Origin of the sequence: Salinicoccus sp. HZC-1 (assembly GCF_046736035.1) — a bacterium.
Lineage (GTDB): Bacteria > Bacillota > Bacilli > Staphylococcales > Salinicoccaceae > Salinicoccus.
This window is the reverse complement of record NZ_CP177130.1, coordinates 1578722-1603850: the sequence shown is the minus strand read 5'-3', so window position 1 is coordinate 1603850 and position 25129 is coordinate 1578722. Positions and strand designations below refer to the sequence as shown.

The following is a 25129-nucleotide window of genomic DNA, read 5'->3' as shown; positions in this document are numbered from 1 at the left end:
ACCACTTACATGGGCATGCGATTTAAAGTGCCTTCGCCTAATAGCATCAGTTACACAGCACACCACTTAGGGGACCGCATACTTACATGTAATAGTTATCCGCTACTTAATCCGTTTATATACACAATTAATGATTATACTTCATCCAACAGTGTGCGTCAATACTTTATGAAACTAAATGTGGTTTTTTAGTACATTTACAAATTCGTGGAGTCCATTGCGGTCTTCTTCAGTGAAACGCTCATATACCGGTGCATCGATATCGAGTACCCCGACCGGCTCATCGCCTTTATAGATCGGGACGACGATCTCTGATTTGCTGTTTGCATCACAGGCGATATGACCCGGGAATGCATCGACATCATCAACAATAAAGATATCATTCCCTTTGAAGGCTGTGCCGCAGACGCCATTACCGTTTTGGATACGGACACAGGCGGGCAGTCCCTGGAAGGGGCCGAGTACGAGTTCGTCCGTTTCTTCTTGATACAGATAAAAACCGACCCAGTTTACGTTATCTAAAAACTGGTTAAGTAAGCTTGCTGCATTTGACAGATTTGCGATCCGGTCTGTTTCGTCTTCGATCAATCCTTTGAGCATTTGATTAAGCTGTGTGTAATCTTTTATTTCAATCGCTGTATACATTAAAATCACCCTTGTCTTTTATAAATATTACTAAATTATACAATCTTTCGAATTCTGTTTCAAACTTTAGATTTTTATATAATTACCGGATTATTAAAAGCTTTAGTGATACTATATTGATAGCTGAATGATTTTCTTTTCATTCACAGACATATTTTTTCAGGATGTAACCAAAAAATCAGTAAATTAAAATAAAAATAATGAATTGAATATTTTATACTTAGTTGATGTTTTATATATTTAAATGTTTTTTGTTTTAATCTTTTAGGCTATAATTAAATATATATTTAGGAGGTAGCTGTATGTGGGTTTATATTTTAATTGTATTCATACTTTTAGCCATTATCGGTATGGGTGCACTATTATACATGCGAAATATAAGAAAAGATGAAATTAATCGTCAGCAGACTAAACTTGAAGAGGTGAAGGCTCTGCCTTTCCAGGATGTTCTGGTTAAAGTGAAAGACTATAATCTTCACGGTGAAGCACAGACACTCTATAAGAAGTGGCAGTCTGACTGGAAAAATGCATTGAACAGCTCCCTCATTGAAGCGGAAACCGAACTGGATTCAGCTTCGGAGGACATCGAACGCTTCCGTTTTAAAGATGGCCGCGAAAAACTGGATTCTGTGAATCGGACTATTGATAATGTCGAAGGGCAATACCAGAGTCTTACTGCTGAAATTAACCAGCTGATAGATTCCAATGACGCGGGTGAGAGAAACTTCAGTGAATCAGAACGATTATTCCGGGAAGCAAAGAGAGACGTTCTTGCGAATGGTCATAAATTCGGGGATTCCCAACCTTCACTTGAGAAATTAATCGAAACATATGAACCTGAATTAAAAGAATATGAGAAATTAATTAACGAGGGCAATTACGTAACTGCAAACAACCATATTAATGAAGTTCATGAAGAGCTTTCCATTTTAAAAGAGAATATGGATGAAATACCGCTTCTCATTAAAGATGTCCAAAAGGATCTTCCCCAGCAATTTCAGGAAATCAGGTTCGGATGCCGTGATCTTAAGGCAGAAGGGTATGACCTTGAGCATATTAAGGTCGAGAGTAAACTATCCACTTTAAAAGGGAAGCTGAATCTGGTTGAGCCGCTCATCACAAGACTGGAGTTGGACGAAGCCAGAGATATACTGGATGATATTAATAATCAGCTTGATGATATGCTTGAACTTGTGGAACATGAAGTGAAGTCCAAAACGAGAGTGGATCATGAAAAAGATATCATCACGGATGATTTGTTCCATGCCAAAGACCTGAACTACACGCTGCGGACTGAGATTGATTACATCAAAGAGCAGTTCCATATTAATGAATCTGATATTCACAGAGTCCAGAAGTTCGAACATGAAATTGAAAATATGATCGATGTATATGATGAAATCATCTCAGAAACTTCGAAAATGACAGCAAGATACAGCGAAGTGCTTGATAATCTGGAATACATTAAAGGGAATATCGGTGCAATCAATGAGGAACAGAAACAGATACAACAGTATTTAATCAACCTTCGGGAAGACGAAGCTGAAGCGAGGGAGAATGCGATCCTGATTCAGGACCGGAAAGAAGAGATTTACAGAGAGCTGATGAGCTCCAACATGTCCAGCGTACCTGAGAAGTTCCTGGTTATTAAAAATGAACTGGATATTGATGTTAAAGAGATTCATAAATACTTCAAACGCCGTCCTTTAAATGTTCAGTATATTAAGGACAAGGTGAATCATACAGTATTATTACTTAACAAATTTGATCAGGAAGCTTATGAAATACTGCAGGAAGCAAAGCTCACTGAAATAATGATCCAGTACGGTAATAGATACCGCAGGGATGACCGGGACTTCAGCCAGACGCTGAATGAAGCAGAACGGCTGTTTAAAGAAAACCGTTATAAACGTGCACTGGAAATTGCTAAAAATGCACTTGAAAAGGTTGAACCGGGCGCAGCAGCACGTATTGAGAAAGAATTTGATAATGAATAGCTGAAGGCGACTTGGGATAACTTTATTCCAAGTCACTTTTACGTAAGGAGTGGTATTTTGATATACATGGACAATGCGGCAACAACCCGTCCATATGATGAGGCGCTGGAAACGTTTATGCAGGTGAATAAGGCATATTATTTTAATACAGCAAGCATTCATCAGGAAGGCAGAAAAGCAAACCAGTTACTTGAAGCATCCAGAAAACAGATGCTGGATCTTTTGGAATTAAAGAATTATGAATGTGTATTTACATCCGGATCGACTGAAAGCAATAATATTGCGATTCAGAGTGTTTTAAAGAAAAAGAAACAATTTGGCAGGACGGTACTGGTGAGTGAGCTTGAACATCCAAGCGTGGTCAATGTCGTCGAAGCGAGCAGAGAAGAGGGCTTTGATGTTAAATACATCAAGACGACGGCTCGGGGCCAAGTGGATTTGAATAGTTTGAAAGAGTTGTTAAATAATGATGTGATATTTGTTACTGTCATGGCGGTGAACAATATAACCGGTGCAGTGCAGCCCGTTTCGGAAATCGCCGAACTTATAAAAGACTATCCGAAAGTACATTTCCACGTAGATGCAACACAGGCTGCAGGAAAGGTTAAAATGGATTTTAATGGTGTGGATACTTTAAGTATGAGTGCCCATAAATTTCACGGTTTAAAAGGTGCCGGTGTCCTGATTGTTAAACAGATTGAAGTTGTGGACCCTGTATATTATGGCGGCGGTCATGAATTTAACGTCAGAAGCGGTACTGTCAACCTCGGTGCAATTGCTGCAATGGCCAAAGCGTTGAGGATCGGTACCCAGAACCTGGATGAGAATTACAACAGGATAAGCGGATTTAACGAAAGCGTTAAAAATACCGTTAAAGATTTACCATCGGTTCATCTACAGCCGGGCGGTGTGCCGCATATTGTGAATCTGGCTTTTGAAGGGGCACAGGGTGAGGTCGTTGTGAATGCATTAAGTTCCCGTGACATCATGGTATCCACAACGAGTGCGTGTGCATCCAAGCTTGCAACACTGAATGAAACATTGATGGCGATGAATACTAAAGTATCAGTTGTAAAAGGGAGCATCAGAATTTCCTTTTCCAACTTTACAACAAAAGAAGAAGTCGATATATTAGTTGATGCTCTTAACAGAGTCCACAAGGAAATAGGAGGTGTACTAAAATGAAATACGATCACATTTTAGTGAGATACGGTGAGATGACTTTGAAAACGAAGAACAGGAAAATGTTTGTTGACGCACTCAGGAAGACGATGATTCGTTCACTTGATGGTTTCGGCGTTAAAGTGAAAGCGAACAGAGACCGTGCATATATAGAATTGTATGATGCGGATCCATATGAGGTGATGGATTCACTTAAGCATATAACAGGTATTTTAAGTGTGTCACCAGTTGTGAAAATAGACAAGACCGATGAAGCGATGAAAGGCACTGCTTTGAATTTTGTGAAGGATTTTAAAGACAATAGCACTTTTAAAATCGAAGTGAAACGTGCGGATAAGGAATATCCTCTGAAAACATTCGATATTCAAAATATGCTCGGCGGACATGTTTTGGAACACACTGACAACATTGCAGTCGATGTAAAAAATCCGGATTATCAAATTATGGTAGAAGTGCGTAAAGATGCGATTTATATGTATCATGAAGTGATAAGATGCGTCGGCGGTCTGCCGGCGGGCACGGGAGGCAGAGCATTGCTGCTGCTATCAGGGGGTATCGATTCACCGGTTGCAGGATTTGAGATTATGAAAAAAGGAGTGGAAATTGAAGCGATTCACTTCCATTCCCCGCCATATACAAGTCCACAGGCGACAGATAAAGTGAAACAGCTGGTCGATATTATGTCAGAACGCACAGGAGTCGATATAAAACTTCATATTGTGCCGTTTACCGAACTGCAAACGACATTGTATGACAAGATTCCAGATAACATGTCGATGACCTCGACGAGACGGATCATGCTTATGGTCGCAGAAAGGCTTGCACGGAAAATAGACGCTGAAGCAATAGTCAATGGAGAGAACCTGGGTCAGGTTGCCTCGCAGACGCTCACAAGTATGCATGCAATCAATGCGGTAACCAGCTATCCTGTACTGAGACCGCTTCTTACACTTGAGAAAAATGAAATTGTCACCATGGCAAAAGAATACAATACGTATGAAACATCCATCATGCCGTTTGAAGACTGCTGTACTATATTTAAGCCGAAAGCACCGAAAACCAAACCATCGCTCGAAAAAGTACTTAAGTTTGAAACAAAAGTCGATTTTGAACCAATGATTGAAAAAGCCCTTGAAAATATCGAAATGTACGAGACGAATGCAAAAGAAGATACTAATGCATTCGACTCACTGTTGTAGGTCAGCAGTTGGAAATAGAACTGTCGGGATTACTTTTAATCATTGTGCTTGGTTTTATCGCGGCTTTTATAGATGCTGTGGTGGGCGGTGGCGGTCTCATCTCCATCCCTGCACTTTTGGCTACCGGAATGTCGCCTGCTACCGCTCTGGGTACTAACAAGCTTGCATCTTCATTTGGATCTTTTACAAGTTCGATGAGATTTCTAAGATCGAGGCATGTAGATTTCCGGATGATGATGAAGTTATTCCCCGTAAGCTTTGTAATGTCCGTGCTTGGGGCACTGATTGCAATAAGACTGCCGGGTGAAGTGTTAAAACCCCTGGTCCTCTTAATGCTGGTTATCGTTTTGGTCTATACATTATTCAAAAAAGACTGGGGCGCAATTGAGAAGGAAAATATACTAACGCCACGGAAGATTGCCATATTGATCGTCTTTACGGTCATTATCGGATTCTATGATGGATTCATGGGCGGCGGAACAGGATCTTTTCTCATGTTCCTGATGCTGTTTACCGGCTTTGATTTTTTAAGGGCGGCAGGAAATGCCAAAGTGATTAATTTCGGAAGCAACATTGGAGCGCTCATGCTATTTATGACAATGGGTGAAGTGAACTACACCTACGGTCTGGCAATGGGGGCGAGTATGATCCTGGGTTCATATACCGGTGCGCAGCTTGCAATTTCAAAAGGCGTCGGCTATGTGAAAGTACTGTTCATTTTCGTCACATCTATCCTGATACTGAAAAATATATATGATTTCCTGCAGGGCGGGATATGAAAAGAAACTTCCTCTAGATCTAGAGGAAGTTTCTTTGTGTTTTATGCCAGAATGTATTGTTCTTAAGCTTCAGTGTTTTAACCAGCCTGTCGCTGATTGAGACCTCGACTTTTTCAGTGTTGCGGACACTGAGCGATTCGTTGTCCAAAGACATGATCGGGTAGTAATCCATGTTTTTATCAATAAGGAGTGTGAGTGGTCTGTCTTTATTAAGCAGGAAACTTGTGCCGAGTGTTCTGTGTGTATTGTTGTTGACACTCGCAAGCTCAGTGACCTGGATTGCATGGATGAGCGGATCGACTACTGCACCGCCTAAAGATTTGTTATATCCTGTGGAACCAGTGGGTGTCGCAACCAAAATGCCGTCACCATTGAACTGCTCAAACAGGAAGTCGTTGATATAGACATCCATCTTGATCGTTTTCACGATGCTGGAACGCAAGGTGAATTCGTTCAGGCAGTAGCTGGGTGCATTGTCATTGATCTTAACCTGCAGCAGCGGGTAATTCCTGACATCCAGATCGTTCTGTTTAATCGCATCTTCGAGCTTTTTTATATCGCGGTAATGGAAATCTACATACAGATAGTTTGCTTCGTCCACTGCAACGCCAAGATAAACGCAGTCATCACGGAAATTATTCTTCCTTACTGATTGTAGAAATTCACCATCTCCGCCGATGGAGGTGATAATATCAGCCTCTTTGCTTGATTCAACTTCTTCGATTCCATGTCTTGAAAAAAGTTCGGAGAGTTCGTCCTGTATTTCTTTTGTCTCTTCAACATGCGGAGCAAAGAAGTATACTGTTTTATAAGTGTTATTATTCAAACCATTCACTCCTAATTACTATTTAAATTGCCTGCTCATGTTCAATCTCTATTACTTTATACCATATATTCCACTTATTTAACAATCAGCCGGACGGTCCATTACGTACTTTGATTTTAAGTTCGAGCAGGAATCGGGGGATTTTTTAACATGTATCCGATGTGTTATAAATTATTCACTATATGGTATCATTATTAGTGAACTTAAATGCATTTGAAAGGACTGATTATTTGAAACGGATTATAGCGATTGTCATAGCGCTGGCACTCGTTGTCTTTGGCGTCATAGCCTCTGTTTTCAACGCTATGTGGGCAAGTGACTGGGAAGATGTTTTCAGTGAATTCTCAGGAGGCGAGTTCCCGCCTTCCACAATTATTGAAGGAGGGGATGCCACAAACAGAATAGCTGTTGTTAACATCGAAGGGACAATCATGGATTCAGGCGAACAGCCCAATATGTTTGGTGGGCAGGGGTATAACCATACATTGGTAATCGAATCCCTTAAGCAGATTATTAATGATGACACTATTAATGGTGTTTTACTTAATGTAAACTCTCCGGGTGGAGGGGTTTATGAAAGTGCCGAGATCCATAAATACTTACAGCAGATCAAAGAAGCGGGAAAGACGATTTACAGTTCAATGGGTGGCATGGCAGCATCCGGCGGTTATTATGTATCTGCGCCGGCGGATCAGATATTCGCTTCCAATGAGACGATGACTGGATCGATCGGTGTCATTATGCAGAGCGTCAACTACAGTCAGCTTGCCGAAGATTTCGGCGTTGAATTTGAAACATATGCCAGCGGCGACATGAAAGAAATGCTCGGCGGCCACAGAGATCCAACCGAAGAAGAAACACAGTATGTCCAGAGTATGGTTGACGATATGTATCAGGACTTCGTGAATGTTGTGGCCGAAGGCAGAGGTATGAATGAAGAAGAAGTTGAAAATCTGGCTGATGGCCGTATTTACCTGGGTGAAGATGCGGTTGACAATGGCCTGGTCGATCAGCTGGGGTATCTTGAAGATGCGACGGCAGCTTTGAAAAAGGAGCTCGGCGGTAATCCGCAAATCATCGAATACGGAAACAGCGGCAGAAACAATCTTTCATTAAGCTATAAAGCCAAAAGTCTTTTCTCTGAAATCACAGGACAGAGTGATATTGCCAGGATCGAATCATTAATAGACAACAGACAGGGCATGACACCGATGTACCTGTATGAGAAGTAGGGAGGGATTCAATTGGAATATACTGAAAGATACCATCCGGATACAAAGAAGGATTCATTGATGGATAAGCTGGATTATATGGCTACCGCTCATTTCTTTACCAGACTGGTCAGTTTCATTATTGATGTAGTCCTCATTTGGTCCATTTCTCAGATTGTTATCTATCCGATACTCGGTATGCTGGATATTAAAGACTTGCATTTTTGGCTGCCGATCTTCAGTGTGGATAATATTGCTTCCGGACTGCTTTATTTTCTTTATTTTGTACTGATGACCTACTTTTTCAGTCAGACATTGGGGAAAATGATTACCGGCATCAGTGTTATTGATAAAGACGGTGGAAAACTTAGTTTTTCACAAGTGGTATATCGTGAACTGGTGGGGCGTTTTATTAACAACACCCTTCTTTACATCCCGTACTTAATGATTATTTTCACAGAAAACAGAATCGGTCTGCATGATTTCTTTGCGGATACTTATGTAGTGAAAAATAATTATCAGGATTATAAAAACATGATTAAAGCGCGTTTATTTAGGGAATCAGGAAACAGAGAGCAAAATTATCAGGAGGATGATCTATAAAATGGCTAACGTAACATTCAAAGGCAACCCTATGACATTAATCGGAGATGAAGTAAAAGTGGGGGACCAGGCACCGGATTTTTCAGTGTTGAGCACTGATCTTTCAGAAGTCAAACTCAGCGATTACGATGGTAAGAAGAAGTTGATCAGTGTCATCCCGTCAATAGATACAGGTGTCTGCAGCACGCAGACTAAAACATTTAACGAAAGAGCAGTGGATGTGGATAACACGGCGGTACTGACAATTTCCAACGACCTGCCGTTTGCACAAAAGAGATGGACTGCAGACGAAGGGCTCGATAATGCAATTACTTTAAGCGACCATAAAGATCTTTCATTCGGTAAAAACTACGGTGTAGTAATGGAAGAGCTCAGACTTCTGGCACGCAGTGTTTTCATCCTTGATGAGAACAACAAAGTCGTATATACAGAGTACGTACCGGAAGGTACGGATCATCCGAATTACGACAAAGCGATTGAAGCGTTGGAGTCTATATAATATAATAGTATAATACTTGTTCGGACTGCCCCAAAAACAGGCAGTCCATATTTTATGTTAATGAGGGATTATAATGGAATTATCACAGATGGAGAAAGTCTATCATGCACTTATAGAAGAATCGGACCGCCTGCTCGAGAGTGATCCTGATGCTTCGAGACTGGAAGCTTTGGGAGAAGCGTTGATTCGTGTCGAAAAAGAAGGGTCCTACAGTGATTTGAGGAAAGCATTTCAATTTGCCTACCTTTATCATGTCAAAGAAGAGAAAGTACAGCCGAATCACCAGCTGACTCCGGATGCCATAGGTTACTTTATAGCCCACATCGTTCAGCTGTTCAATCAAGACCCGGTTGCTCTGCTGGATGCAGGAAGCGGTACGGGGCACTTATCCATGACAGTAAAAGAAAAGATCGGAGATACTGAACTGTTTGGTGTGGAAGTCGACCCGCTGCTCGCCCAGATTAATGTGAATTTATGTGATTATCTGGAAGTGCCGATGGATATATATCCCCAGAACATCATTGAGCCAGTGAGACTGCCGCAGGTTGATGTGGCAATCGGAGATCTGCCGGTCGGCTATTATCCATTGGATGTGGAAGGATTTACAACTGCTTTTGAAGATGAGAGAAGTTATGCCCATCTCCTGATGCTGGAAAGTGCCATGAGCTATGTTAAAGATGACGGGCTTGGCGTATTCATTGTGCCGTCGAACATGCTGGAAGAGAAAAATGAAACGATTAAAAAGTATTTATCCGAATCTGCAACATTGCTGATGTTTTTAAATTTACCGAACTCGATGTTTAAAACAGAAAACCAAAGAAAATCGATCATCGTTCTCAAAAAGAAATTTTCACCACTTAAAAATAATGAAGTATTGATTGGCGACATACCTGATTTTAAAAATGTGCAGCAGTTCAAACACTTTTTAGAGCAAACAGAATCATGGTATGATAGTTACGCTGATAACTTTTAAGTGCGCGGGAGGAAAATATGTCTAAGATAATAGCGATAAACGCGGGCAGTTCTTCATTCAAATTCCAACTGTTCGAAATGCCCGAAGAGACAGAAATAGCTAAAGGGCTAGTAGAGAGAATCGGACTTGATAATGGTGTTTTCTCCATAACGGCAGATGGCGAGAAAAAGTCAATCAATCAAAATTTTAAAAATCATGAGGAAGCAGTAGACCTCATGCTCGAAAAGCTTGTCGAAAATGGTGTCATCAGCGGTATAAACGATATCGTTGCGAGCGGACACCGCGTCGTCCATGGCGGGGAAGTGTTTGACCAGTCCGTATTGATCGATGATGAAGTGGTTGAAGAAATTCAGAAATTAAGCGAACTGGCACCGTTGCATAACCCGGCGAACCTGATGGGCATCAATGCGTTCAGAGAGCAGCTGCCTGATGTTCCGCATGTTGCGGTTTTTGATACATCATTCCACCAGACGATGCCGGAAAGTTCATATCTCTACAGTCTTCCATATAATTACTACGAAGACTATGGTATACGTAAGTACGGTTTCCATGGAACAAGCCATAAATACGTTACTCAGAGAGCATCAGAATTGCTGAACAGACCATTGGAAGAATTAAGAATTGTCAGCTGCCACCTCGGTAACGGTGCGAGTATCGCGGCTGTAAGGGGTGGCGAATCCATCGATACTTCCATGGGATTCACACCGCTTGCCGGGGTTACAATGGGCACACGTTCCGGTAATATTGACCCTGCGTTGATTCCATACATCATGGAGAAGACAGGTAAGTCAGCCGTAGAAGTGCTCAATGTCCTCAACAAAGAATCAGGTCTGCTTGGTGTAAGTGGGTTCTCAAGTGATTTGAGGGATATTGAAGAAGAAGCGCAAAAGGGTAATGAAAGAGCGATTCTTGCGTTGGAAGTATTCGGTGAGCGCATCCACAAATACATGGGATCCTATGCGACCCGCATGGGCGGACTCGATGCCATCATCTTTACGGCGGGTGTAGGGGAAAACTCCGATATCGTCCGCGCCAAAGTATTGGAAGGACTGGAGTTTATGGGCGTTTACTTTGACCCGACATCCAACAACGTCCGTGGCCAGGAGAAATTTATCAACCATCCATACTCGCCGGTCAAGATTATTGTCATACCGACAGATGAAGAAGTGATGATCGCACGTGATGTAATGAACGTTGCCGGTCTTTAAATACTATCAAACCCCCGAAATCCATTCGATTTCGGGGGTTTGTTCATTTCTTCCAATCTATACTACTTGTTTTCGTTCATGAATTCTTCAGTAGCAACTACCGGCTCGAAGTCGTCCGGTAATGTCTCCGTTCTGACAACCAATACATCACAAGGGGCGTGACGTACAATACTTTCGGATACCGAACCGATGATGAATCTTTCGACGGCGTTAAGACCTGTCGCACCACAGGCGATTAGATCAGCGCCTGTCTTTTTGACTGCTTTTTTAGGAATAATCGATTTTGGAGAACCGTAGTCAATGATCTTAACGACATCAGTCACACCTTTTTCTACTGCCAATTCTTCGTAACCGTCCAATAATTTCTGTGCAAAATCATTTGCCCGTTGGGAAATTGTCCGGTCATACGCTTCAACTGATGCAAATGAACGCGTATCGATGACATTAATGACTGAAAGTGTTGAATCGTTACGTTTTGCAATGTCTATCGCTTTATGGAATGCCCATTCAGCTTCTCTCGATCCGTCTACTGCAATAAGGATGTTATTATACTTAAGCATTTTTACTGCCCCTTTCCATGTGGTATCACTTTCACTTATATTATACCACATTTTAGAATTTTATAACTTTTGTGAAGGAATTATCATGACTAATTTGTGACCCTTATGTTACAATTGCTTCATTAAGGAAAGGAGATTTTGCAATGATTATTGGTGTACCAAAAGAGCTTAAAAACAACGAGAGCCGGGTCGGGTTAACTCCTGGAGGGGTCCATGCTTTTGTTGAGGCAGGACATAAAGTTTTGGTTGAAACGAACGCAGGTTCAGGTTCGTATTTTGATGATGCAGACTATGTTGATGCTGGCGCAGAAATCGTTAAAGATGCGGCTGGAGCATGGGATGCCGACATGGTAGTTAAAGTTAAGGAACCACTTGCTGAAGAGTTTGATTTCTTCAAAGAAAACCTGATTTTATTTACTTATCTTCACCTTGCTCCAGAGATCGAATTAACGAAAGCGCTTTTACAGAAGAAAGTGGTAGCGATTGCATATGAAACGATACAGGCAACAGATGGTTCACTACCGCTTCTTTCACCTATGAGTGAAGTGGCAGGGCGCATGGCAACGCAAATTGGTGCAGAATACTTACAGAAAATAAACGGCGGCAAAGGAATCCTCCTCAGCGGCGTACCCGGCGTCTCCCGTGGGAAGGTGACAATCATCGGCGGCGGCATGGCGGGTACCAATGCTGCCAAAATGGCAGTTGGCCTCGGCGCTGATGTGACTATACTGGACCTTAATCCTAAGCGCCTGAGAGAGCTCGATGATTTGTTTGGTGCAAGTGTCCAGACACTGATGTCATCACCGCTTAACATTGCAAAAGCGGTTAAAGAGAGTGATTTAGTTGTCGGAGCAGTACTTATCCCCGGCGCGAAGGCACCAAGGCTTGTTACTGAGGAAATGATCAAGTCAATGAATCCTGGTTCAGTAATTGTTGATATCGCAATCGACCAGGGGGGTATTTTTGAAACAACCGACAAAGTGACAACACATGATGATCCAATCTACATCAAACATGAAGTCGTTCACTATGCAGTTGCTAATATGCCTGGTGCAGTTCCGCGTACTTCCACGATTGCACTGACAAATGCAACAATGAATTACGGACTTCAAATTGCCAATAAAGGATACAGGGAAGCTGCTAAACAAAACCCTGTACTGCTGGGTGGATTCAATACCTATGAAGGGCATGTGACGTATAAAGCTGTCGCAGAAGCGCAGAATCTCGAATATAAAGATATAGAAGAGCTTCTCTAAACATATCAAAAGCCCCTGGAATTCTCCGGGGGCTTGCTTTTTTTTATGGTTTCAATACTACTTTGATGCAATCGTCCTGATGGCTGTCGAAAATATCGTACATCTTCTCTGCTTTTTTCAAAGGAACTTTGTGTGTGATGATATCGGTGGGATCGATATCTCCTTTTTCAACCATATTATAGAGCTCCGGCATATAATGAATGACAGGTGCCTGACCACTTTTTACTGTGACGTTCCTGGAGAAAATCTGGGGCAGGGGATAAGCCGCAGCAGGTGCACCATAAACGCCGGTGAGCTGAATGGTACCAAATTTTTTGACCGAGTCTGCAGCAGTTATGATTGGGTCGATTGTACCCACCTGTCCGGCAAGTGTCTTAATACGGTCTTTGGCGGTTATGTCCCCGTCCATGCCGACACAGTCGATTACGACCTCTGCACCGCCCTTTGTTGTTTCGTGCAGGTACTTGCCGATATTATCATATTCTTTAAAATTGAAGATTTCGGCATTATTGGTCCGTTTTGCATGATTGAGACGTACCTGGTCATGATCGACAGCAATCACACGGCTGGCACCTTTCATCCATGCAAATTTCTGTGTCATCAGACCGATTGGTCCTGAACCGAGTATTATTACCGTGTCTCCTTTTTTAACGCCGCTGTGTTCCACACTCCAATAGGCAGTCGGTATAACATCAGATAGGAACAACAGGCTTTCATCTTCCAGTTCGCTTTCTTCAGGTACGACGAAAGAAGTGAAATCAGCGTAGGGCACCCTTAAGTATTCCGCCTGGCCGCCGGGGTAATTACCAAAGGCTTCCGAATAGCCGAAATAAGCCCCAGTGTCCGCATGGGGATTTGCAACATCGCACTGGCTTTCCATCTGATTCTGACAGAAATGACATTCACCGCAGCTGACGTTAAACGGAATAACGACGCGGTCGCCTTTTTTAATCTTCTGTACACCCGGGCCGACTTCCTCAACAATGCCCATGGGTTCATGTCCTATAATGTAGTCATCCGATATTGGCATACTTTTTCTGTAGAGATGTAAATCCGATCCGCAGATTGCTGTAGAAGTCACACGGATAATCATATCAGTACCGTTTTGTATCTCGGGCGTCTTCATCTTTTTTACTTTGACTTTCTTTTTCCCCTGTACAGTGACAGCTTGCATACATGACACATCCTTTATATGAGTGTTGCATGTAGTATTCCCTTACGGGCAGTGTATAAACTTATTATTCACCATGAATGGAGACCACTTCAAAAGGTATGCTCCCGATCAATCGCTTCATTTGCGCTTCATCTTTGACTACTGGAGTAATGACGATACGCTTCTTAGCATGGATTTTGAGCTTGGCCAGCGGCTGCAGGGCATTGAAGTCATCCATATCTATACCGCGCACATCATACATGACGCCGGATATATCATGGTATATCAGTTCATCCAACAGACGGCTCTGAAGAAAAGGCGGTACTTTGCTGAATTCGGGCCCGACGATAAAGTGGCGGTCACCAATGACTTTTGATAATTCACTGATGAATCTTAAATCCAAGTGATGGTGGTGGTCCTGAAACACCTGATCTGTTATGAAGCCATCGGCTGTCTCCATCTTTCGGACGGATTCTATGATAAGATTTTTTAGCAGGAACCGGTCGGTTTCTTCCCAATGGTTCAAGGATGCAAAAATTTCCGATTCAGGATAAAGTGCTTTTTTCATTTCAGGCAACACCAGGTTTGGTGCACTGAAATCTTTCCGTGCAAGTATTTCAGACGTAAATTTTTCTGATAAACTGTGGTTTCTATGAATGGTTTTCACATGATTCACCTCAAAGAAAATTGTATCATATGATGTATACATACGACCTTGAAAGGGTAGTATATTTATATGGAATAAATTAATCGAAAGGGAGTAATCTCATAATGAAACTCAGCTATCATGGACATTCGGTTGTAGCTTTAGAAAACAATGGTTCCAAAGTGATTGTGGATCCGTTCATCAGCGGCAATGACCTCACTGACCTGAAGGCGGACGAAGTCGAGGCAGATTATATTATATTGACACACGGGCATAACGACCATGTGGGAGATACAGTTGAAATTGCCAAACGGACGAATGCAACTGTTGTCGCTCCGGTGGAACTCGCTGAGTATATCGGAAGTAAGAATATAGAGGTTGTGGCGATGAACATCGGCGGCAAAAATGACTTTGAGTTTGGCTCTGTCAAATTTGTACATGCTTTCCACAGTTCAAGCTTTACTTCCGAAGAAGGCAAAGATCCCATATACACAGGTATGCCGACAGGGATTATTATTGAAGCCGGGGATAGGAAAATCTATCATGCCGGGGACACTGGCGTTTTCGGCGACATGAAATTGATTACAGAGCTGAATGGACCATTTGATGTGTTCTTCGTACCGATTGGCGACAATTTCACAATGGGTATCGATGACGCGGTATATGCGACGGATCATCTGGTACAGCCGAAAATCGCAGTGCCTGTTCACTACAATACTTTTCCGCCAATCGAACAGGACCCTGAAGAATTTGGAAAAAAATTATCCACCGAGTGCCAGGTGCTTAAAGCAGGCGACGAAGTAAAATTTTAATCGGAACAGATGCTGAAAGATGTGAGGGACACTACCGGTGTCCCTTATTTTTGGTATATAATGATTTTAAGGTGATCAAATGTCAAAACATGATGAAATACTCGAATATATACACGCTTTACCGGAAGGTGCCAAAATTTCAGTGCGCCAGGTTTCCGCAAATCTCAGTGTTTCGGACGGCACCAGTTATCGTGCAATTAAATTTGCTGAAAAAGAAGGACTGGTCAAAACGATTGAAAGAGTGGGTACAATCCGTGTGGCGCCCAGAGAATCCCATGGAGACGGTAATTTAACATTCAATCAGGTGAACCGTGTCATCCAGGGCACTATACTGGCGGGAAGAAAAGGGATGGACCGCGAAATCAGCCGTTTTATCATCGGAGCGATGCGCACCGAAGCACTTGAAACGTATCTGGAGGAAGGGGCGCTCCTTATTGTGGGGAATCGGGAGGATGCTCAGTGGCGTGCTATGGAAAATGGCTCGGGAATGTTAATTACAGGAGGATTCGGCCCCAGCAGAGGAATCATTGAAAAAGCGGAGACGCTCGGGCTTCCGGTAATATCCACGAGTGCAGATACGTTCTCTGTGGCGTCCACCATTCAAAGGGAACTCTACAGCAGGTCGCTGATGACCAATGTGGTGACCGCGGAGGACCTCGTCATCAAGCAGGAAGAATATGTCTTTGATTTTAAAACTGCGGACAGGCACGAATATTTGCCGGCTGATAAAGTGACTGTACTGGTGGACGGCGATGAATATTTAGGGACAATCAAATCTTCTGATATATCTTTAGTGGATAAAGACCGGTATAAGGAATGGATGCATCCGGGAATTGAAGTGCCGCCATCAAGCACTTTACAGAGGCTCAGACAGGTGATGAGCTGGCATCAGCTGAATGTTGTTCCGGTGGTGGATAAGAGTGGCCACTTTTTAGGCATCGTGCACAGAAGAGATGTGTTTAAGGAATTTGAACCGAGAAAACTGAGCACAGGCATGTCATCAGAAGAAGTGATCGATCGTGAAATCAGGATTGACGAAAATAAAATCCGTATGAAAGTAATGCCTTTTATGACAGATGAATACGGGAGTATTACACAATCTGCATTCATGAGACTGATGGAGCGGCTGACCGGTGCAGTCCTGCAAAATTACGATATACACAGTTATCATATAGATTCGCTGAATCTTATGAATGTAAAGCTCGTCCAGCTCAATCAGGAAATCGTTTTGGAAGGTAACATCATTGATCTGGGCGATCAATTTTTAAGGCTGGAAGTCGAGACTAAAACAGATGGAGAAATATTCTCAAAAGCGATGCTGATGATACAGCATTACAGTGGAAATAAAAAATAGACAAGTGGAATCCACTTGTCTATTTTCCGCTCTGACGATTTTTGCGTTCAAATTCTTCCCATGCTTTCTCTTCAATGGGAAGGTTGCCTTTGAAATACTTTCTGGCAGCATTAAAATGCCAGATGTTATAGGCACCTAGTATGATGAACAGTACACCGATTATATAAGAAACAGCTGTCTGGAACTGGATGATGGTATTTAAACCGAATGAGAGAATAAGTAATCCGAGCCAGATTCTTGATATGCTGTTAAAATATGCACTTTGAACATCACGTTTACTCCTGATCTCTCTTACTTTAAAGAGGATGAACATGAAAAGGCTTAAGAGCAGCAGGGTAACCAGAAATGATACCGATATTTTATATAACACTTCCATCTGATACAACTCCATTCCATATTGTAGTATAATTTATAATGTTGACCAAGTAAATATTAACAAGGGGAGAATTGCAATTGTTCACAGAATATATAAACCAATATCCACAATTGAAAGCACACTATAAAGAAGTTCTTAACTTAATTAACGAGTATGATGAAATCATTATCATGCGCCATAGACGCCCGGATCCCGATGCTATCGGTTCACAGCTCGGGTTAAAAACGGTTTTAAAATCCATCTTTCCAAACAAATCCATCGTTGCATTGGGTGGGGAGGAGGAATCCCTGAATTATCTGGGCAGGATGGATACAGTCACAACACTTGAGAATCCGTTGTTGATTGTTCTGGATACAGCGAACAGAGATCGTATAGATGGTGATTTGTCCGTAGGTGACAAAGTGATAAAGATTGATCATCACCCGGATCATGATTCATACGGTAATATCAATATTGTTGAAACAGGTGTTTCTTCAACATCTGAGCTGGTGTATCTGCTCGCATCCCTCTGGGGATTTGACAATGACTATATAAATGATGAGTCTGCCCGGCTTCTATTTGCCGGCATAGTCGGAGATACAGGCAGATTTTTATTCAGCAATACAAGCAGTGCGACCCATAAGATCGCTTCTGAACTCAAAAAATTCAAATTTGACGCATCTAAAGATATGCAATTGATGAATGTACAATCGATCAACCAGTTCAGGTTCAAAGGCTATCTGATCGATAATTTCGAAATCACGGATAAAGGTGTACTCTCCGTCTGGGTGCCCCGGTCAGTGCTTGAAAAATATGGCCTGACAAGTAATGAAGCGAGCATGAGTGTAAATATGTACCGTGAAATTGAAGAAGCAAAAATATGGTTCATGGCAGTAGAGGAAGAAAATGAAATCCGTGTGAGGCTTCGTTCGAAAGATACAGTAATAAACGACGCAGCAGAACAGTTTGACGGCGGCGGGCATCCATTTGCGAGCGGCGCAAGTTTATCTGCTAAAGAACAAATCAGTGATCTTATCGAAGTATTGGATGGCAAACTCTAGGAAGGAGCATAGTTGCCCATGATCAATTTAAACGTGCACAGCTGTTTTGACTTTTTGAACAGCAATATTGAGATTGATGATCTTTTAAAAAAGATTTCACAGGATGGGCAGCGCTTTGTTGCTCTGACAGATTTTAACCGTATGCACGGTGTCTACCAATTTTTACAGCTGGCACCAAAATATAATATAAAGCCCCTAATAGGCATGGAAATAAAAATCGCTGACGGTCTGGATGGTGTTCCTTTCATCCTCATCGCTAAAAATGACCGGGGATACAGGGAACTCATAAGATTGTCGGCGATGTTGTCCTATAAATCAATCACTCATACACCTTTAAAATATTTAACGGAAAATATCGATGAATGCATCGCTGTAGCGAAGAGTGATGCCGGCATTGATGTGCTACAGGCATTGAAGATCAATGAGGATGATAAGTATCAGTCACATACTGTCGACACAGATGCGTTTACCAAAGTGTATGCAGAAGCTTCCCACTATTTATCCGCACAGGACCTTCCGGCAGTTAGAGTGCTCAATGCAATCCGGGATAATGCAAGGCTGGATGTCTATGAATCCCGGAACCAGGAAGGGACGGCATTTATCAGGCGTTTCGACGATTTGAATAATGAAGAACGCGCTTTTTTGGAAGCGAATCGTCAGCTGGCGGAAAAATGTGATGTTTCACTGCCGAAAACAGAAAACGTTCTGCCCCCGTTCCCTCATGAAGAGAACAAGGATTCCAAAGAATATTTATGGCACCTGCTGACGGAAAGGCTTTCTGAAATGACCGATGGCAGCCGGAAATACTCGGAAAGGCTCGAGTATGAATATGGCATCATCATCGAGATGGGTTATGAAGATTACTTTCTAATTGTCCAGGATGCCGTGAATTATGCTAAAAATGCAGGCATTTATGTCGGGCCGGGCAGGGGGTCTTCCAGTGCCAGCCTCGTTTCCTACCTGTTGAATATAACAGAAATAGACCCGTTGAAATATAACCTGCTGTTTGAACGTTTCCTCAATCCTGAACGGGTGACCATGCCGGATATAGATATTGATTTCGAAGATACACGCAGGGATGAAATCGTAGATTATCTCATCGATAAATATGGTGCGATGAATGTTTCGCATATTATTACTTACGGTACTTTAAGCGCCAAAATGGCTGCACGGGATGTCGGCCGGGTTTTTGGTTTTTCCGAAGAAGAACTGAAGCTGATTTCCAGCATCATCCCCGACGGGCCCGGTGTCACTCTTGAGAAGGCTTTTTCAACGAACTCATTCCGTTCGCTGAAGGAAACAAATGATAAGTATAAAATCTATGCAGATATATGCATGAAAATTGAAGGCTTGCCGAGACACGCTTCAACGCATGCGGCAGGTGTTCTGCTGAGTGAGAGTACTTTAACTGAAGTGGTCCCTGTAATATTTTCCGACGGCCATACTTTAAGTCAATGGACGATGACCGAAGTGGAAGCGGCCGGCTTGCTTAAGATAGATGTATTGGGTCTGAGGAATTTATCTTTGATCAGATATATGGTCAATAAAATCCAGAAAATTGATTCTGGTTTCAGCCTCAAAGATATTCCGGAAAATGAAACGGATGTATACCGCCTGCTATCGAAAGGAATGACGCTGGGGATATTTCAGTTGGAATCCGACGGTATCCGTAAAGTCATCCAGGATGTCAACCCTTCCAAATTCCTCGATCTGGCAGCGGTCATTGCACTTTACAGGCCGGGACCAATGAAGGAAATCCCTCATTTTATAGAAGGGAAAGAAAATCCGGAAAAAGTTGAATATCCGCATCCCGACCTGGAAGAAACACTTAAAGAAACCTATGGCGTCATCGTTTACCAGGAGCAGATTATGCTCATCGCTTCAAAAATTGCCGGTTATTCCTATGCGGAAGCAGATATACTTAGACGGGCGATGAGTAAAAAAGACAGGGTGACGCTTGAAAGAGAGCGTTCGCATTTTGAAAATGGCGCCGAAGAAAAAGGCTATGGCAAAAAGCTCGGGCAATTTATATTCGATCTAATCATGGAATTTGCCGATTATGGTTTTGTAAAAAGCCATGCGATTGCCTACAGCCGTATTTCCTACATACTTGCGTATATAAAAACCAAGTACCCCGAAATCTTTTATTCAGTTATTTTGACGCATCATTTCGGCAATGATGTAAAGATTAAACAAGTAACAGATGAAATCAGACAGCTGAGAATCAATATTCTGCCGCCGGACATCAACCAGTCCGTCTGGATGAACACTTCAGATAATGGCATCAGACTGGGTCTGGGAATGATCAGAGGCATTACCTACCGAACAGCCGAGGCGATTATAAATGAGCGTAAAAATGGCGGGTTCAAAGATATTTATGATTTGAAGACACGTGTAAATGCAGTGAATCTGAACAAAAAAATATTGAGGCAGTTGATCGTCTCAGGCGCATTGGATTGTTTTGAGGAAAACAGAAAAACCATGCTTCAGTCATTGCCGATGGTGGATTCCATGAATGCTGAAGAATATTCACATGACTCATTTTTAAGTACTCTGGGATTCAGTGTTAAAAAAGAGTATCAGTATGCCGACGAAATGGATCCACTGGAAATGCTTGAAGGGGAGAAGGAAGTGTTCGGTTTCTATATTTCTGAACATCCGATTAAGCTTAAACACAAAGAGATGCAGTATATCCCTTTCTCACTGCTTCATCACAGTAAAAGGCAGGGCGAGTACCTGCTGTTTTTCGAGAACATAAAAGTGATCCGTACTAAAAAGGGACAGAATATGGCATTTGCCCAAGTATCCGATGGTTATCAGGAGTTTGAAGCAGTGATATTCCCAAAAGTCTATTTCAACGTTCATCCGAAGTTTTCTGAGAAAATGCTGGTGGCAGCAGGACGGATAGAGGAACGTAAAGGTCAAAAGCAGCTGATCATTGAAAATGTCACCTCACCTGAGGAATTTAAAGCGGAATATTTGAAATCGGCCCGCCAGGTGTTTATAAGACATGCTGATAAGTATGATCTGAGTGCAATATTGAGCAATACAGGAATACCAGTTTTAAATTTCGTAAAACGTGAAGAAATTGGTAGAATAAAATTACAGGATATAAATGTATTAATATCCCGTGTTGATAGAGCGGACATACGAATTCTGAGATAAAATGTTGTCATGGAATATTGATAATGTTAATATAAAAAGTGGTATGACCACTCAGAGAAAGGGAGATCAATTTGTCGCTAAGAGATGATGCACTACACATGCACAAACAGAAACAAGGTAAACTTTCAGTAAATTCCAAAGTGGAGATTAAAGATAGAGAGGCATTGAGCCTTGCTTATTCCCCCGGTGTCGCTGAACCGTGTAAAGAAATTTACGAAGATGAACGCACAGTCTTTGATTATACGATAAAAAGCAACACGGTGGGCGTCGTGACAGATGGATCTGCTGTACTTGGTCTTGGCAATATCGGCGCAAAAGCAAGTCTGCCTGTCATGGAAGGCAAAAGTGCGCTGTTTAAAAACTTTGCAGGGGTCGATTCTTTCCCGATTGCACTTGAAACAAACGATGTAGATGAAATTGTCAACACGGTTAAATTGATGACTCCAATTTTCGGCGGGATAAATCTTGAAGATATTTCCGCGCCGAGATGTTTTGAAATTGAGGAAAGATTAAGCAGGGAAACAGATATCCCCGTATTTCATGACGATCAGCATGGTACGGCAATTGTAACTTTAAGTGGGCTGGTCAACGCGCTCAAACTCACAAACCGCTCTTTAAATAAAATTAAAGTTGTAATAAATGGTGCTGGTGCTGCGGGTGTTGCAATCGTTAACCTCCTTGACAGCTTCGGTGTCAAAGAAATGGTGATGTGTGACTCCAGAGGTGCGATTTACGAAGACCGTCCGGAGGGTATGAACCCGGTTAAAGAGAAAATTGCAGCGTTCACCAATCAAAAACAAATTCAAGGTGGTCTGGAAGAAGTCATTAAAGACGCAGATGTGTTTATCGGCGTTTCAATTGAAGGGGCATTGAGTGAAGATATGGTGAAATCCATGGCAGAAGACTCAATTATCTTCGCGATGGCGAACCCTAATCCTGAAATTATGCCGGATGTCGCCAAAGCGGCAGGAGCAAGCATAGTTGGTACAGGACGCAGTGATTTCCCCAACCAGATCAATAATGTCCTGGCATTCCCAGGTATCTTCAGAGGGGCACTTGATGTCAGAGCGACGCATATTAACGAAGACATGAAAAAAGCAGCTGTCGTAGCGATTGCTGATCTGATTTCTGAAGATGAGTTGAGAAGCGATTACGTCATCCCGGATGCATTCAACAAAGAAGTTGCTCCCAATGTTGCAAAAGCAGTAGCAAAAGCGGCAATGGAAAGCGGTGTGAGCCGTATTAAAATAGATCCGGAAGAGGTCTACCAAAACACGCTTAATTTAACGCAGTAATCACGGGGGGACTATGGAAGAGAGAACGGGTTTGGAACACATTGTAGAACAAATTCATAACCTGATTGAGTCTGAAAATATCCAGGTTGGGGAAAAACTTCCCAGTGAAAGATATTTAAAAGATAAACTCAACGTCAGCCGTCAAAGCGTCAGAGAGGCACTTAGAGCGCTTGAACTCCTGGGCATTATTTATGTCCGGCGTGGAGAAGGGACTTTCCTTGCCGATATCGACAGCCATCAATTGTTTCAACTGATAGGCAGGTATTTGATCAGAACGAAAAGGCAACAGGATGAAATTATAGAAATCAAAGAGATGATTGAACATCATGTCAAAACAAAACATGATGATGAAAATATGTCGGTTTATGATGATGACAATCAAATTTTAAAAAAAATTCACGTTTTGCTCGATAAATATTCACGAGCTTTCAATTCGTAATAGAAACAAGGGGTTTAAGTATGCTAAAAGACTTGTTTTCCAAGCTGAATAAAAAAGTAAATGAAACCAATTCGAATGATGGAACATTCGAAAGCGGTGCATCAATAATGACAAAGTGCCCTAGTTGTAAAAAAATCCTTTATTCCAAGGAGCTATACAAAAGGCTGAACGTCTGTTCAAATTGTAACTATCATCTGCCGATCACCAGTACAGAGCGTATGGAAGCATTAATGGATGAAGGTACAATTACAACTCTCTTTGAAGAAGTGACATCGGCAAATCCATTAGACTTTCCGAACTATGAGGCAAAGTTGGAGAACGATAAACAAAAAACCGGTCTCAATGAAGCTGTAGTGTGTGCAGAAGGCGAAATTGATGGTACAAAAACAGTTACAGCCATTATGGATTCACGGTTCAGAATGGGAAGCATGGGCTCTGCTGTCGGTGAGAAGCTGGCGAGATCCTTTAATTATGCTGCCGAAAAAGGACTGCCGGTCATCGTCTTCACTGCAAGCGGCGGGGCCAGAATGCAGGAAGGCATCGTATCCCTGATGCAGATGGCCAAAGTCAGTGTGGCTATTGAGAGACACAATCAGGCCGGACTTCTGTACATTGCATATATGACAAACCCGACTACAGGTGGTGTATCCGCCAGCTTTGCCTCTGTAGGTGATATCAATCTGGCAGAAACCGGGGCACTGATCGGATTTGCAGGAAGGCGTGTCATCGAAGAGACGATTAAAGAAAAATTACCTGATGATTTCCAAACGGCAGAGTTTTTATTGAAACACGGCCAACTGGATCGGGTCATTGACCGCAATGATATGAAAGATTATCTTGGAAAAATACTCAGAATGCATAGCGAGGTGTAGTCATGGCGTTCGAATTTGAAAAACCGATACAGGAACTTGAAGAAAAAATTGGTGAATTGGAGAAGTATGCAGCAAAAAATAAGCTGGACTTAACTAAAGAAATCAGTTTTCTTGAAAAGAAGGTTACAGATAAAAAAAATGAAATCTATAATAATTTAACGCCATGGCAGCGAGTGGAAATTGCGAGATATGTAAAACGTCCAACAACTTTGGAATACATCGACTCATTGTTCGATGATTTCATTGAATTTTTCGGCGACCGTGTCTACAGTGATGATGCTGCGATTGTCGGAGGCATCGCAACTTATAAAGGCGAACCGGTCACAATCATCGGCCACCAACGCGGGCGTGACACGAAAGGCAATATCAAACGTAACTTCGGAATGGCCCATCCTGAAGGATACAGAAAAGCTTTGAGACTTATGAAGCAGGCGGATAAATTTAACCGTCCGATCATCTGTTTCATCGATACTAAAGGTGCATATCCCGGAAAAGCTGCCGAAGAACGCGGACAAAGTGAATCCATTGCACGTAACCTGGTGGAAATGGCCGGTCTGCAAGTGCCGGTAATCAGTATCGTTATCGGAGAAGGCGGATCAGGCGGTGCATTGGCGCTCGGTGTCTGCAACCGTCTGCTCATGCTGGAAAATGCGACCTACTCAGTGATTTCACCCGAAGGTGCGGCGAGTATTCTTTTTAAAGATGCTTCTCTTAAAGAAATTGCGGCTGAATCTTTAAAAATCACAGCAAATGATTTAAAATCGCTCGGCATCGCAGATGATGTAATCAAAGAACCGCAGGGCGGCGCGCATAATGATAGAGATATGGTATACCATTCGATTGATGCCGCCCTCGAAAGACATCTTAAAGAACTGTCAGAATTAGATAGGCACAGCTTGATGGAAGACCGTTACCAAAAGTATATGAATATTGGCGTTTATGAAGAGCAGTCTTAACACCGACTGTTCTTTTTCATGCTTAAAACGGTTTCAGAGGGGCAATACTTGGCTAAGATATAGTGATGTGCTATTTTTAAATT

Annotated in this window: 24 protein-coding genes; 18 read left to right on the top strand and 6 right to left on the bottom strand. The window is 42.3% G+C overall.

Annotated features, from left to right (window positions below; genetic code table 11):
- Positions 1-174 precede the first annotated feature (174 nt).
- Complete coding sequence (locus ACKRAT_RS08070; RefSeq protein ID WP_411841998.1) at positions 175-645, bottom strand: GAF domain-containing protein; 471 nt, start codon at positions 643-645, stop codon at positions 175-177.
- A gap of 302 nt (positions 646-947) precedes the next feature.
- Between ACKRAT_RS08070 and ACKRAT_RS08065 the strand changes: the two genes are divergently transcribed.
- The 4 genes from ACKRAT_RS08065 (at position 948) to ACKRAT_RS08050 (ending at position 5802) form a co-directional block, all read left to right on the top strand.
- Positions 948-2642, top strand: coding sequence for a septation ring formation regulator EzrA (locus ACKRAT_RS08065; protein ID WP_411841997.1), 1695 nt, complete (start codon positions 948-950; stop codon positions 2640-2642).
- A 66-nt stretch (positions 2643-2708) separates the two neighbouring features.
- On the top strand, positions 2709-3827 hold the full coding sequence (locus ACKRAT_RS08060; protein ID WP_411844432.1) for a cysteine desulfurase family protein: 1119 nt from the start codon (positions 2709-2711) through the stop codon (positions 3825-3827).
- Positions 3824-5023, top strand: a complete 1200-nt coding sequence (gene thiI / locus ACKRAT_RS08055; RefSeq protein WP_411841996.1) for a tRNA uracil 4-sulfurtransferase ThiI — start codon at positions 3824-3826, stop codon at positions 5021-5023. Before ACKRAT_RS08060 ends, thiI begins: the two co-directional genes overlap by 4 nt.
- A gap of 8 nt (positions 5024-5031) precedes the next feature.
- Positions 5032-5802, top strand: coding sequence for a sulfite exporter TauE/SafE family protein (locus ACKRAT_RS08050; RefSeq protein ID WP_411841995.1), 771 nt, complete (start codon positions 5032-5034; stop codon positions 5800-5802).
- 19 nt (positions 5803-5821) lie between these two features.
- Here ACKRAT_RS08050 and ACKRAT_RS08045 read toward each other — a convergent pair whose 3' ends face one another.
- Positions 5822-6628: an NAD kinase gene (locus ACKRAT_RS08045; RefSeq protein ID WP_411841994.1), complete on the bottom strand. Its 807-nt coding sequence runs from the start codon at positions 6626-6628 to the stop codon at positions 5822-5824.
- Between the two features lie 230 nt (positions 6629-6858).
- Here ACKRAT_RS08045 and sppA point away from each other — a divergent pair, with 230 nt between their 5' ends.
- The 5 genes from sppA (at position 6859) to ACKRAT_RS08020 (ending at position 11122) form a co-directional block, all read left to right on the top strand.
- Positions 6859-7860, top strand: coding sequence for a signal peptide peptidase SppA (sppA, locus tag ACKRAT_RS08040; protein WP_411841993.1), 1002 nt, complete (start codon positions 6859-6861; stop codon positions 7858-7860).
- Positions 7861-7872: 12 nt separating this feature from the next.
- A complete protein-coding gene (locus ACKRAT_RS08035) occupies positions 7873-8442 on the top strand; it encodes an RDD family protein (RefSeq protein WP_411841992.1) in 570 nt (189 codons plus the stop codon).
- Between the two features lies 1 nt (position 8443).
- Positions 8444-8941: a thiol peroxidase gene (tpx, locus tag ACKRAT_RS08030; RefSeq protein ID WP_411841991.1), complete on the top strand. Its 498-nt coding sequence runs from the start codon at positions 8444-8446 to the stop codon at positions 8939-8941.
- A gap of 73 nt (positions 8942-9014) precedes the next feature.
- Positions 9015-9914 (top strand): class I SAM-dependent methyltransferase, encoded by a 900-nt coding sequence (locus tag ACKRAT_RS08025; RefSeq protein ID WP_411841990.1) that lies wholly within the window; start codon positions 9015-9017, stop codon positions 9912-9914.
- A 17-nt stretch (positions 9915-9931) separates the two neighbouring features.
- On the top strand, positions 9932-11122 hold the full coding sequence (locus tag ACKRAT_RS08020) for an acetate/propionate family kinase (protein WP_411841989.1): 1191 nt from the start codon (positions 9932-9934) through the stop codon (positions 11120-11122).
- Positions 11123-11184: 62 nt separating this feature from the next.
- Here ACKRAT_RS08020 and ACKRAT_RS08015 read toward each other — a convergent pair whose 3' ends face one another.
- Positions 11185-11682: a universal stress protein gene (locus ACKRAT_RS08015; protein ID WP_411841988.1), complete on the bottom strand. Its 498-nt coding sequence runs from the start codon at positions 11680-11682 to the stop codon at positions 11185-11187.
- A gap of 143 nt (positions 11683-11825) precedes the next feature.
- On the opposite strand from ACKRAT_RS08015, the gene ald reads away from it, so the two are divergent.
- Positions 11826-12938 (top strand): alanine dehydrogenase, encoded by a 1113-nt coding sequence (gene ald / locus ACKRAT_RS08010; protein WP_411841987.1) that lies wholly within the window; start codon positions 11826-11828, stop codon positions 12936-12938.
- 43 nt (positions 12939-12981) lie between these two features.
- Here the strand turns inward: ald and ACKRAT_RS08005 are convergent, their stop codons facing one another.
- Both ACKRAT_RS08005 and ACKRAT_RS08000 read right to left on the bottom strand, forming a co-directional pair.
- Positions 12982-14112: an alcohol dehydrogenase catalytic domain-containing protein gene (locus tag ACKRAT_RS08005; protein ID WP_411841986.1), complete on the bottom strand. Its 1131-nt coding sequence runs from the start codon at positions 14110-14112 to the stop codon at positions 12982-12984.
- A gap of 64 nt (positions 14113-14176) precedes the next feature.
- Entirely contained in the window at positions 14177-14758 is a 582-nt protein-coding gene (locus tag ACKRAT_RS08000) for a hypothetical protein (RefSeq protein ID WP_411841985.1), read from the bottom strand.
- 104 nt (positions 14759-14862) lie between these two features.
- Here ACKRAT_RS08000 and ACKRAT_RS07995 point away from each other — a divergent pair, with 104 nt between their 5' ends.
- Positions 14863-15549 (top strand): metal-dependent hydrolase, encoded by a 687-nt coding sequence (locus ACKRAT_RS07995; protein ID WP_411841984.1) that lies wholly within the window; start codon positions 14863-14865, stop codon positions 15547-15549.
- A gap of 79 nt (positions 15550-15628) precedes the next feature.
- Positions 15629-16903, top strand: a complete 1275-nt coding sequence (locus ACKRAT_RS07990) for a DRTGG domain-containing protein (RefSeq protein ID WP_411841983.1) — start codon at positions 15629-15631, stop codon at positions 16901-16903.
- Positions 16904-16922: 19 nt separating this feature from the next.
- Here ACKRAT_RS07990 and ACKRAT_RS07985 read toward each other — a convergent pair whose 3' ends face one another.
- The gene (locus ACKRAT_RS07985; RefSeq protein WP_411841982.1) at positions 16923-17279 is read right to left on the bottom strand and encodes a YtpI family protein; all 357 of its coding nucleotides are present in this window, start codon (positions 17277-17279) and stop codon (positions 16923-16925) included.
- A 77-nt stretch (positions 17280-17356) separates the two neighbouring features.
- Here ACKRAT_RS07985 and ACKRAT_RS07980 point away from each other — a divergent pair, with 77 nt between their 5' ends.
- The 6 genes from ACKRAT_RS07980 to ACKRAT_RS07955 all read left to right on the top strand — a co-directional run bounded on the left by ACKRAT_RS07980 (position 17357) and on the right by ACKRAT_RS07955 (position 25046).
- Positions 17357-18319, top strand: a complete 963-nt coding sequence (locus tag ACKRAT_RS07980) for a DHH family phosphoesterase (RefSeq protein ID WP_411841981.1) — start codon at positions 17357-17359, stop codon at positions 18317-18319.
- A gap of 18 nt (positions 18320-18337) precedes the next feature.
- The gene (locus tag ACKRAT_RS07975; RefSeq protein ID WP_411841980.1) at positions 18338-21484 is read left to right on the top strand and encodes a DNA polymerase III subunit alpha; all 3147 of its coding nucleotides are present in this window, start codon (positions 18338-18340) and stop codon (positions 21482-21484) included.
- A 71-nt stretch (positions 21485-21555) separates the two neighbouring features.
- Complete coding sequence (locus ACKRAT_RS07970) at positions 21556-22779, top strand: NADP-dependent malic enzyme (RefSeq protein WP_411841979.1); 1224 nt, start codon at positions 21556-21558, stop codon at positions 22777-22779.
- Positions 22780-22792: 13 nt separating this feature from the next.
- Complete coding sequence (locus ACKRAT_RS07965) at positions 22793-23218, top strand: FadR/GntR family transcriptional regulator (protein WP_411841978.1); 426 nt, start codon at positions 22793-22795, stop codon at positions 23216-23218.
- A 20-nt stretch (positions 23219-23238) separates the two neighbouring features.
- Positions 23239-24090: an acetyl-CoA carboxylase, carboxyltransferase subunit beta gene (gene accD, locus ACKRAT_RS07960; protein WP_411841977.1), complete on the top strand. Its 852-nt coding sequence runs from the start codon at positions 23239-23241 to the stop codon at positions 24088-24090.
- A gap of 2 nt (positions 24091-24092) precedes the next feature.
- Positions 24093-25046, top strand: a complete 954-nt coding sequence (locus ACKRAT_RS07955; protein ID WP_411841976.1) for an acetyl-CoA carboxylase carboxyltransferase subunit alpha — start codon at positions 24093-24095, stop codon at positions 25044-25046.
- The last annotated feature ends 83 nt before the right edge of the window (positions 25047-25129 follow it).